Raw genomic sequence first — 12,557 nt, forward strand, 5'->3', positions numbered from 1 at the left:
GCTGACGATCAGCCCCTCTGCAGATCCCGCGATCTGCAACTTCCTGGAGTCGCCCACAAGCGTGGGCAACTCCGTTTTCCTTAGTATCCGAGGAGAGCTTCCTCTTCTTCTTCCTGGATGATGATACGGGGAGTGACCATCATCATCAGGCTTTCCGTTTCCCTACCGACACCGGTATTCTTGAATAGACGGCTGACATACGGCAGTTTATTCAGAATTGGAACGCCGGCCATACTGCGACCTTCACGGAGTCGTTTGACACCACCCAGGAGCACAGTACCACCATCGGGCACACTGACTGTGGTTGTCACAGTCACCTGCTCGACCACAGGCTGCTGAATCGTTGTGGTCCCCAGACCACCACCCTGCTGGCCTTGCTGACCCTGCTGGCCTTGCTGACCCTGCTGGCCACCCTGGCCACCCTGGCCTGTGCCGCCGGCACCACCGATACCACCAACCCCGGTTCCTACTCCGTTACCGAAGTTTCCACCACCCTGCTGACCCAGCTGGCCACCCTGCTGGCCTTGCTGACCCTGCTGGCCTTGCTGGCCGCCTTGTGTACCACCCTGGAAAGAGAAGGTAAAGACGTCGGTGACGTTGGTGAAGTTAGGATTGACGGAGAGTCGTACATAACGACGGTCTGCAGAGATCACAGCCGAGACTGTCAAGGAGACCCCTTCAGGAATATTCGCGATGACAGGTGTGAACCCGACAGCAAAGTTACCTACAGTTGGTACCAGGCTGATCACGAATGGTCGCGATACGTTACTGGTCACAAAGGCAACCTGACCGTTGAACAAAGTCACTTTCGGAGCAAACATCAGGTTTGACCGTTCATCTGCCTGAGCGGCGTTGATGAAGAAGAAGGCTTCGATGTCACTCAGAATCGCCAGACCCACGTTCACACCGGCGTTTGCATTGAAGCTGCCGAATTCAGGTACTCCGATTTCAAATGATCCCTGGCGGAACTGCACATCCAGGTCGGGAGTGAATGACTCAGGTGAGGCCATCCCGACAACGGTACCTTTCTTCGGCCAGGTGTCATAGTTAAGCAATGTTCGCGTTGGCGGATCACTGAAGGGAGCAACTCCCTGCCCACCCGTTTGACCATTCGTCGTATTTTGTCCCTGCTGACCCTGTTGGCCACCGGTATTCTGACCACCACCACCATTCTGATTGGTACCATTCAGCAGGTTGACCTGACCAAAGCCGGGCACAGGGTTCCCTGAGTTATCGACAGTCGGGTTACCGACGGTATCCTGAACGTTGAAGTCAAAGTCGACCCCAATTCGTTCGAAGAACCGGTCAGACACGGTGACGAAGCGAACTTCGATGGTTACCTGCAGGTCCTGCAGCCTTCGCAACTGTTCCAGCAGGTTGGCAATTTCATCATGCACTTTCTGTGTCTGACGAATAACCAGACTCAAAGTGGTTTCAAAAGGACGCACACTGCCGGCTCCACCGATCTCTTCCCAGGAATCTGGTTCGACGGTTGAGACAATCAGTTCGGTCAGAGAATCAAAGTCGATATTGGATCCACCCCCGGCAACCTGAGATGTTGCTCCGTTGTTGTTCCAGGGATTGGAGCCAGGTACACCACCCATGACAGGGTCAGCAACCTGGAAGTTACCAGGAGCAGCCTGATTGCCGCCGATGCCGGAACCGTAGCTGATCGCACCCATCTGACTGTAGGGATTGGCGGCCATGTTTCCACTGGCGGCAAAGTTGGGAATCGGTACCACCAGGTCAGCCACAGGGTAGGTCTGAGTTTTCAGAGTCCCCTGCTGACGGATGCGGCTGGTGATCTTTAATACTTCGTTATCAATTGTGTAAGACAGGTTCAGAGGTTCGAGCAGCAGATTCAAGGCACTTCGCAGCTTGATTCCATTGACGTTGATTGTCACGGGAGCACTGGGTGTAACCCCTTCTTCTTCCAGACCCAGACTGTCCAGGAAGATGTTGATCCCGGTGAGAGTCTGAATTTTGCTCATGACATTTGTCAGAGGCTCACCTTCAAACTGAAGGTTGACCGGGCGATCAAGGCTCTCTTCAATCTGCAGTTCACGTTCCGTTTTCTGGTTATGGTTTTTGACATGGTATTTATCACGTCGTTTGGTCAGTTCTGCCCACTCTTTGGCATCGTGTCCAAATTTGATATCAGGTGTGTAAGCATCTGCCAGAGATTCTTCCACATCGTTCAACTGATTCCAGACATTCTGTTCCTTACGATCACGCATCGCATTGTTGGAGGCATCCCTTCTCAGGAACTTGGCTTTCCATTCCATTGTGACGGTGACAGGGTTTTGTGGATCGAGATCTTTGGCCTGTTTGGCAATCACTTCTGCTTCCGCATAGCGACGCTGATCAACCAGTTCATTAAATTTCTCTACCAGATCGGCCAGTTCCTGTTCGACCCGGATCTTATTTTTGATGCGAGCATCAATATACTCTTCGACTTCCTGGTTCTGCTTTTTCAGCTCTTCCAGAGGTGCGACCTGCTTGCGGAAGGAGTCAATGGACTCACGGGTTCGCTGCAGTGAACCGATCAAAGTAGCCGTCGATTTTTTATCCAGGCTGGAGCTTTCGACTTTTGACATGGTCTGATCGATAATACTCAACGCGTCGGTAGGAGCCGATTCACGCATTCTTTCTGCTTTAAAGATGGCGTTCAGCACATCAGATCGCAGGCGGCTGAATTCAATCGCCTGTTTCTGCTGAACCAGATCAATGGTGCTTGGTTCCTGCGAACCATTTGCCGGATCGTCGGAAGAAGTCTGATTCTTCACCAGGCGGATCTTGTCAGCCCGTGAAGGTGCCAGCTCCCGCACCGCATCCTGCAACTGCTGAGCACGATGATTGTCCAGCTTTTCACCAGACTGGTAGGCGGCCAGGAAGGACTGGTAAGCAGCTTCCCGATTTCCTTCAGACAGGCGTTGCATCCCAAGGTTATACAATTCCAGAGCAGATGCACCGGGATGAATCACGGCAATCTCACTGGCTTCACTCTTCTTCATCCGGGCTACCCGTTCAGGCTGTTGTGCTGCCGTCCGGGATTCCAGATCACGCAGAATGGACTGCGGGCTGTCTTCACCAGGCTTGAATTCCACGCCGACTCGCAATGCTTCCTGGGCGTTCACCCGTGCAGAATCAATACGACCGGCTTTCAGATCTGTTCTTGCCTGTGCAACCAGTTTCTGAGAAAACTGTTTTTTGCGTTCATTTTCCGCTGCATACAGCTGTTCCTGCGAGAGTCCGCCAGGTTGTCCCGCCATATTGCGGATGTCTGCCAGAACCTGTTCGGGACGATCTTCAAACAGACTGTAGGCAGTATCGACCTGCTGAGCAGCTTCGGCTTTCTGTCGAGCATCTTCGATTCGCCCCTGGGCTAAATCGTTTCGTGCAGCGGCAACCAGCTTTCGTGCATATTCAGGATTGTTCTTTTCACTGGCAGTATTACCAGGATTAAATTTGGAGGCCGAGCTGGTCCCCACCCGCTTGATGAAAGCAGAGGGAGATTCGCTGGTAGAAGCAAATTCAATATTCAGTGTTTCAGCCAGTTTCTGTGCAGAGGAAGCCAGCATCAAGGCTTCATCTTTATTACCCTGCTGCAGGGCAACCTGTGCCTGTTCCATCAGACGGTTGATCCGGGGACGAATGGCATCCTGGTTCTGCTGCAGACCTTTGATTCCGGAAATGGTAGCGGCTTCGTCGGAGATCCGATCGATGGCTGCCAGTACCAGTTCAGGACGGTCGTCAAACAGATCGTAAGAAACTTTCATTCCCTGAACCTGTTGCACTTTCTGGCGGGCTCCTGCGAAGTCCCGTTTCTTAATATCCAGGCGAGCCTGGCGTAACAGTTCGGTAGCCTGTTCTTTGGAAGCTCCCTCAGCCGCAGTCATCTGGGCAGAACCCGTATTTCCTGTGGCAGCAAGAGAACCGGCACCAGACTGGGCGCGTTTAATCTCGTCGAGCACCAGTTCAGGGCGATCATCAAACAGTCGATAGGCGACATCCAGTTGACTGGCCTGCTGTGCCAGAGCACGTGCGGAATCCAGTCGACCCGACTGCAGTTCTGCGCGAGCCTGCTTCAGCAGTCGAGCTGCCTGGTCTTTTTCAGAAGACCCAGCGGAAGACTGTGCGACAGGTTGTTCTGGTTCTGATTTACCGGCGAAAATCTTAGTACCGGTTTTACGTTCAATTTCAGACAGAATATGTTGAGGGCGTTCTTCAAACAGTTTGTAGGCTACATCATAATCCTGTGCCTGCAATGCGAGGGTACGGGCATCATCATAGTTGCCGGAATTTAAAGATTGTCGAGCCTGCTTAAGGAGTACAGCGGCCTGCTCTTTTTCAGTCAGTTTTCTGTCCTGGCTTCCATCAAATGGATTTGCAGCGGAAGGTGAGAAGGGATTGCTTCCCGCTGGTTCTTCTATACCGGCGACCTGCATTACCTGCGAGTTCTGACTGGCAAATCCGCCAGCCTGTTGAATGGGAGCATTTTTCTGCATGCGTTGTTCTGCGCGAGCGATGGCTGCGAGGACCTGTTCGGGACGTTCTTCAAACGGACCGTATTCCAGCCGCATGGCTGCTGCCTGGCCTGCCTTCTGACGGGCTTTGGCCAGTTCATTCAGTTTAAGATCTTCACGAGCGGACTGAAGTAACTGTCGTGCCAGTTGCTTCTGTTCTTCCGGAGACTTTCCGGTATGACTCGAAAAGTTCGTCGTGTATTCGGTGTCGGAAGCAGGAGACTGTGCTCGGACAATCTGTTTTTCCCGGGGAGCAGCCGCCCTTGTACGAGCCCTGCCCAGGTACTCGTTCATTTTGCGGAACTCAGCGGAGGACAGTCGTCCCGGAGAGACAGAGGCTTTTTCGAGCACCTCTACCGCTTCGGCGTATTGACCTCGTTCATAATACTGAGTCCCCAGACTCAGATAGTAACGAGCTGAGCGTAATTGACGCCCAGAAACAGGCTGACCGTTATTCTCGACATCAGCAGCGACCTTCCTGGTCGTGTTGCCGAGATTGGCCAGCCACATTGACGCTGCGATCAACGTCGTACAGGCCAGTACTCCAAATGCCTTGCCCAATGTAGGTCCCTCCTTCAAGCCAGAACACCAACTGTGATTATGTTTTTTTTGAGGAGTCATCATGACTTCCAACTCGCTATCTATCTATGGGTAGGATTTTAGTCCGAATTCTGGATTTAGTGCCATACGAGTTTAGCAGGACCAACCAGGATTCCAGAAAAACGAAACGCTATTGAATGTTTGCCCTCGGGCAAAATTTAACAAACGATTGTCAGAGAAATGATAGTGTGATTTGATTTATTGAGAGTAGAGAGAAGTGTGTGCGGGTAATAATCGATTTGTCGTTTTCAGGTCAATATGATTTTGACAAATTTTTCAATTTAAATTGCATGGTTTTCAAAATACTTTTTCAGTCTGTATTTCATGAAGCATTTCTTAACAGTGGCTTCATTTTTACTGTTCAGGACTCTGCTTAATTTGTAACTTTTTCATCTTCTGTTTCGTATTCAAACATCGATTCGATGATTGCTTTTTTGAAGAGTTGATCAAGTGTTTCTCTGGTTGCTTTCATACGGGCATCATTGACCATGGATTGTTCCAGTTGAGCCTGCACATCAGCAAAGGGAGTATGACCTGCCTCTTTTCGATCTATCACTTTTACGATCTGAAACGAGTCATCGGTCTCGAAGACCTGGCTTGTCTGTCCAACCGGCAATTCAAATAACGCCGCTTCGACTTCTGAATCAGCCAGGCTGCCTCGACCAGTCCAGCCCCATTGTCCTTTCTTTTCAGCCCGTGGCCCATCTGAATATTTTTCGGCCAGGGTGCCAAAATTTTCTCCCGCCTGCAGCTTATGGATGACTTCATCCAGGACGCCGACGGCTTTGTCTTTGCCACCATGCTTTGCATAACTGATACGAATTCGTTGCCAGCGTGCTTTGGCCGGGTAGGCATATTCATCCAGATTGGATTTGTAACGCGCCAGAACTTCTTCACGACTGAAATCATTCTTGGATTTCGCTTTGACAGCCATGAACTGCAGGGCAGACTGTTGCTTCATGAACAGTTCTTTCTCATAGTACAGCGAACGGCCCTGCTGGTTCAGTTTCTCCTCTAGTTCCTGGGGAGAACTGGCTCCCACAGCCTTTTGCAGTTCCGGAATTCGTTCTTCATCAAATGCTTTGTCCAGATGTTCCTGGAGCATAGCCAGCTGTTCTTTTTTGAGAGTGGTTTTCATCTCGTGAATCAGCAGTTGACGTTCGATGTGAGATTTCAGGTCTCGCTTCACCAGCGCTCTGCGCAGTTTCTGGTACTCTTCGGGCGGCATTCTCTGTTCCGCCTGCTTTAGCTGAAAGTCATACACGCCGATAATATCCGAGACAAAAAGAGGTGTCCCGTTGACCATTGCAACGACGGTGCTGTCTTTTAATTCCTCGACCGATTCATCGACGGCGCTGGCAGTGGAAGTATCTGAAGAAGAGGCGACAGTGATCACCGGTGATTCGAAGGGATTATCAGATTCCTGGAAGTCACCTTCCAGAATACTTTTTCTTTCTTTAGACCGGCTCGCCATCTGCGTGTGTTCCAGCTTCTGCTGTTTCAGAGCGGACTCAAGACGTGGAGGTGGCGGCCCCAGCACCGGGTTGTCGACTTTAGGAGTCGTTTCACACCCCACAGTGCTGATAAAAGCAATCATCAATAAATATATTTGCGCGTAGCGCATCAAGATGCATCCTGCATGATGAACGAATTATTTACCGGGAATTAGAGAGACATTCAGTATTTAACTTTTGAAATCAGCCCGAATTACAAGGGAGGTGTAAGGAAGGGAGACAGACTGATTCAGGATTCTCATCACCCATTTCAGTAACCAGTGAACGTTTTAGAGAGTTCAGCAGTTGAACCTGTCAGGGCGATGTTGCAGGATTATAGGCGGGATCAAAAGATTGTTGCAATACCGTTTTAAGCTCCTGCATCACCTCTTCCAAATTCTCTGCTGAAATCGGCAATGGAATGTATGCTGACTTCTGATCTACGATCCGGACGGGAATCCGGTCCTGATTGCTTTTCGACAATGCCAGGATGTGATTTTTGTCTCGATAGCCCAGTACAGCGAAGTTATTTTCCAGTCGAATACTGTCAACCTGCCAGCGTTGTGACAGAATTTGTAATTCTTTCAAAATCAATAATTGTCGCGCAGGATGCGGAATGGGACCAAAACGATCTTCCATTTCTTCTTCGAGGGCGTTTAACTCCTCAAGAGATCGCACCGCTGAAAGTTTACGATAGAGTTCGATTTTAATGCGACCGGGAGGAATATAATCGGAAGGCAGATACGCAGTGCAAGGCAGGTCAATTGCCACGTGATGATGTTCACGAATGGGTTCGTTTTTCAGTTTTCTGCAGGCATTTTCCAGTAACTGGCAATACAATTCGTAACCGACGGCTGCAATATGCCCGCTCTGTTCTGTTCCCAGGATATTTCCGGCGCCGCGAATTTCAAGATCGCGCATCGCGATCTTGAAGCCGGCTCCCAGTTCACTGTACTCTTCAATTGCTTTCAGTCGTTTGGCGGCAATCGGCGTCAGCATCTGACCATCGCGCAGCAGCAGATAGCAATAGGCCCGATGGTGCGAGCGTCCCACACGACCTCGCAACTGATGCAGGTCGGATAAACCATGGTTTCCCGCATCATGAATAAAAATCGTATTGGCATTCGGTATATCCAACCCGCTTTCAATAATCGTCGTGCAGACAAAGATATCAACCTTGCCGGATACGAAGTTCAACATCGCGGCTTCCAGCTCTGTCTCTTTCATCTGTCCGTGGCCGATTCCAATACTCGCTTCCGGTACGATCTGCTGGATTCGATCGGCGTATTTCTGCAGATCATGCACGCGATTATGCACGAAATAAACCTGTCCATTGCGGTTCAGTTCCCGGACCATCGCATGCCGAATCAGCTCTGGATCAAAACGGGTAATCCTGGTTTCAATGGGAACACGATCGCGGGGCGCCGTCGTCAGATTGGAAATATCACGAATCCCCAGCAGTGACATATGCAGTGTTCGCGGGACAGGGGTGGCGCTCAAGGTCAGTACATCGATCTGCAGTCGCAGACGCTTCAGCATCTCTTTGGCTTCGACGCCGAAACGCTGCTCTTCATCAATGATCAGGAGCCCCAGATCTTTAAACTTGATGTCCTTCTGAATCAGGCGATGTGTGCCGATCACCAGGTCAACACTCCCGGCAGCCATTCCTTCCAGAATCGCCCGCTGTTCTTTTTTGGATTTAAAGCGTGACAGTCCTTCAATAGTAATCGGATAGTCGGCCATTCTTTCACTGAAAGTACGCGTGTGCTGTTCTGCGAGCACAGTCGTCGGCACCAGGACAGCGACCTGCTTACCCGCATCAATGGCTTTGAAGGCGGCACGGATGGCGACTTCTGTTTTTCCATATCCGACATCGCCGCAGATCAGGCGATCCATGGGCTGTGCCCGTTCCATGTCATGACGCACATCGCTGATGGCGTGCAGCTGGTCGGAGGTTTCCGTATAGGGAAACGAAGCTTCAAACTCTTTCTGCCAGTGACTGTCGGGAGGATATGAGATACCAGGTTGTCCCGAGCGCTGCGCCTGCAGACGCAGCATATCACTGGCCATATCACGGACTGCTTCTGCTGCTTTTTCTTTTTTGCTGGCCCAGCTTTTCGTCCCCAGCTTTGACAACCGGGGGACATGCTTGCCTCCACCAATATATTTCTGAACCAGGTGCACCAGAGAAACGGGAACGTACATCTGCACTTTATCACGAAACTCCAGGGAGAGATGTTCTTCCCGATACCCTTCTTTCTCCAGCAGTTCCAAACCACGAAAACGGGCAATTCCATGTGACAGATGAACGACAAAATCACCCACATTCAAGTCCAGAAAACTGTCGATCGCCCGACTCTCGACCTTTCGTTTTCGAGGCTTGTGCCTGATATCAGCCCGGCCGAACAACTCGTGATCACTGAGTACCACCAGATGTTCGGGAACGATACGAAATCCCAGCGCCAGGTTACCAATGCAGGTTTTCACGCGTTCAGAAAGATCCAGCTCAGACTCATCCAGCAACTCCTGTAAACGATCCTGCTCGCCCTGATTATGACAGCAGACCAGTACGGTATCCTGCGGACCGATGATCGATGCCAGTTCCTCCAGCATTTGCGACTTGGACCGGGTGAACCGCTCTACCGATTCAATCTGCAGATGACAGGATATTTCGGTCGATTCCGCAGAGATCGGTGCAATGGTGACTGATGGAAAATCGGTACAGCGCGCCATGGTCGCCGGCACACTGAACAGCCCGCGTGGGTTTTCCAGGCGATCAAGATAACGTTTGCCTTCGTCGATCAGTTCGGGGAGTTCAATCAGCGCAATACAGGCCTCAGGCGGCAGATTATCCAACAGGCTTTCAGAAGTGGTCCCATCTTCATCCCGGTTGGGAGTTTGCAATTGCCGTCCGGACACAGAGGCAGGCACAGGCGAAATCAAAGTCAGGTCGACCTGCTGACAGGTTTCGAGAGTCCGCTGCGTTTCCACATCGAACTGTCTGATCGACTCCACTTCATCCCCGAAGAATTCAATGCGAATCGGCAGTGCAGAATCTGGAGAATAAAGATCCAGAATCCCGCCATGCATACTGAATTCACCGGGAAGCTGGATTGCCGTGGTCCGCTCAAAACCGCGCTCCAGTAACCATTTCATAAAAGCATCAGTATCGATTTCATCGCCAACCTGAATCCGACGCGTCGCCGCTTCCCGTTGTTTTCGACTCGGCACAGGCTGCAGCAGGGCAGGAAACGATGTGACAATCACCTGGGGAGTGGACTCATTTCCCCCTGAATGCTGCAATCGACTGAGTACCCGCAGACGTCCGCCAAATACCGTATCGGCAACATCATGCTCGTCCGGCAAAGTCTCCCAGGCAGGAAAGATTTCGGGGATCGTACCCAGAAAACTGGCCAGGTCACCTGTAAATTCATCGATTTCAGAGAGACGTGGCAGCACGATCAGCAGCACGGAATCCAGAGCAGTAGCAATACTTGCCGCCGCCAGCGCGCAAGATCCTCCCCAGGCTCCGTCAATTGTTCCACTCTGTCCGGATCGCAGAGCCGCTGTTACCGCGGCAAATCCATCGCTACGACTGAGAACGGGAACCAGATCCTGCATCGACTGAATCTGACTGTCACGGGGTGTCATCATGTTCGGGAACATTTTAGCAGGCGGCACCAGATTGTCACGTGCCTGCTGCCGAAAAACCGTTTCTGATGTTCGATTTGGGTCAATCCGACGTGACTTCATCCGGAGTCAGAGTTACGATAGAGGGCTGATTAATCAGTTGATCGCAAACCCTGTTGAATGGGGTTTGCGCCAGTTGCTTACCCGCTATTTCCAGTATGAAGGATGCAAAGTGTCTGAAAGCTTAGATGTCAATGTCGCTCTGGGGCCACGCAGTTACCATATTTCGGTTGTCAGCAACCAGTTTGCTCAGTTCGCTGACACTCTGGAAACCTGGATGAACCAGAGTCCTGCTTACCGGAATGCGCTGGCCGATGGCAGTAAGACGGCATTGATCATCACAGACAGAAATCTTGCGACGCTGCACACAGCTCAAATCGAAAACAGTCTTAAATCAAAAGACTGGAAATTTGAAACCGCGATTATTGAACCGGGTGAGAAATCAAAATCACTCGAAGTGATTTCCGGCCTTTACGATAAACTGGTCGCCATGAAAGCGGATCGACAAACCGTACTGATCGCCGTGGGTGGCGGCGTGACGGGAGATGCTGCCGGTTTTGTCGCAGCAACTTACGTTCGTGGACTTCCCTTTGTCCAGGTTCCGACTTCGCTTCTGGCCCATGTAGACAGCTCGGTCGGAGGTAAAGTAGGTGTGAACCATCCTCAGGCCAAGAATCTGATTGGTGCATTCTACCAGCCGCTGGGCGTTTTCATTGATACGTCAACACTGGAAACTCTGCCCGTCAGGGATTATCGCAGTGGTCTGGCAGAAGTGGTGAAGTATGGTGTGATCCTGGATTCCCGCTTCTTCCATTATCTCGAGCAGAATGTTGCAGAGTTAAATCAGCGCGATCCTGATGTCCTGCGTAACGTGATCGCCCGCAGTTGTGAACTCAAAGCGGAAGTTGTGGAGCAGGATGAACATGAACGTTCCGGGCTGCGTGCAATTCTGAACTATGGACATACCTTTGCACATGCGTTTGAAGCACTCTGTGGTTACGGCGAACTGATGCATGGCGAAGCGGTTTCCATAGGTATGATCTATGCCAGCTATCTCGCTGAGAAACTGGACCTGATTTCCCACCAGGAAACAGAGCGTCAAATCCAGCTACTGGAAACCCTTGGCCTGCCGGTACTTCTGCCGAAAGGGACACGGCTGGATGCAGACCAGATCATCGACCGCATGAAACTCGATAAAAAAACCGTGGGTGGCAAACTTCGATTTGTACTACCAACGTCTCTGGGCCGCGTGGAAGTGTTCAAAGAAATCCCGGAAAGCCTGGTCCGGGAAGTTCTGGATGAATTAGCACCCCCTGCCGCATCAGATGGCGATTTTCAGATCTAGATCGCGTCACATTTAACCATAGCGTCTCCCGATCTCTGATACTCGATTCAAATGTCTCTGGAGACGCTACAGTAAAACCCAGGCACAGTTTAGCCCTGGTCCTCAATACTCCAGGACTGTCAGACAACATCGCTTTTTAGCAATTCTTCCAGTATGTCTGTGTTTTTTTCCACAGGAAATGCGTAGACAGCGTCCCAACCTGCAGAGTTATACCTCACCTCCCATATCATACTTCCACGGAACAGACACATACTGAAGTACAAATTTTCCTGAATTTCCTGCCAGTTTTATTCTCTCAAACGGCACAGGCAGTACAGTTCCTACATAAAACATCTTCGACTGTATTTGTTTCTAATGATCTTGCTCCATCGCTGAATCCGGATACTAACCTTTGCTGCAGGCCATCTGAATTTCTCAGAAGCATTGTGCCACAGTGTAACTTCATTTCCCGCAATCAGCGTTTGAAGTGCGCTCAATCCCGATACGGAAGAAAGTAGATGTCGAATACAAATACAACGCAAAATTCAGGACAGTGGCGTCTGATTGATGCTGATCAGGTTCTGGACATGGTACTCGGAGATACAGAGTTTCTCGATGAAATGATTGATCTCTTTCTGAGCACTGTTCCTGAGCAGATGTGTGAAATCAGTCTGGCAATCGAACGAAAAGAAGCAGCAGCTTTAGCCAGTACAGCACATGGATTTAAAGGTACGGTGGCCAACTACACTAAAGGAGAACCCTACCTGCTGTTGCAGGTACTGGAAGATGACGGAAAGTCGAATCGGCTACAGGATGCTTCTATCAGTTACGCTGCGTTAGAGAATGAAATGCAGGAATTGATCAGTGAACTGAATATGCTGATGGCTCAACTGAGCCGGTAAAAAGCTTTATCCGCTAAATATG

General features: G+C 50.6%; 5 protein-coding genes. 2 read left to right on the top strand and 3 right to left on the bottom strand.

Annotation, left to right across the window (positions count from 1 at the left end; genetic code table 11):
• Window positions 1-80: 80 nt before the first annotated feature.
• The 3 genes from GmarT_RS29755 to mfd form a co-directional block, all read right to left on the bottom strand.
• A complete protein-coding gene (locus GmarT_RS29755) occupies window positions 81-5,087 on the bottom strand; it encodes a secretin GspD/PilQ domain-containing protein (protein WP_002647792.1) in 5,007 nt (1,668 codons plus the stop codon).
• Between the two features lie 412 nt (window positions 5,088-5,499).
• Window positions 5,500-6,750, bottom strand: a complete 1,251-nt coding sequence (locus GmarT_RS23445) for a peptidylprolyl isomerase (RefSeq protein WP_044239039.1) — start codon at window positions 6,748-6,750, stop codon at window positions 5,500-5,502.
• Between the two features lie 184 nt (window positions 6,751-6,934).
• On the bottom strand, window positions 6,935-10,273 hold the full coding sequence (mfd, locus tag GmarT_RS23450) for a transcription-repair coupling factor (RefSeq protein WP_002647790.1): 3,339 nt from the start codon (window positions 10,271-10,273) through the stop codon (window positions 6,935-6,937).
• A 208-nt stretch (window positions 10,274-10,481) separates the two neighbouring features.
• Between mfd and aroB the strand changes: the two genes are divergently transcribed.
• Together aroB and GmarT_RS23460 are read left to right on the top strand one after the other, a co-directional pair.
• A complete protein-coding gene (aroB, locus tag GmarT_RS23455; RefSeq protein WP_044239071.1) occupies window positions 10,482-11,654 on the top strand; it encodes a 3-dehydroquinate synthase in 1,173 nt (390 codons plus the stop codon).
• Between the two features lie 497 nt (window positions 11,655-12,151).
• The gene (locus GmarT_RS23460; RefSeq protein WP_002647787.1) at window positions 12,152-12,535 is read left to right on the top strand and encodes an Hpt domain-containing protein; all 384 of its coding nucleotides are present in this window, start codon (window positions 12,152-12,154) and stop codon (window positions 12,533-12,535) included.
• Window positions 12,536-12,557 lie beyond the last annotated feature (22 nt).

Source organism: Gimesia maris, assembly GCF_008298035.1.
Lineage (GTDB): Bacteria > Planctomycetota > Planctomycetia > Planctomycetales > Planctomycetaceae > Gimesia > Gimesia maris.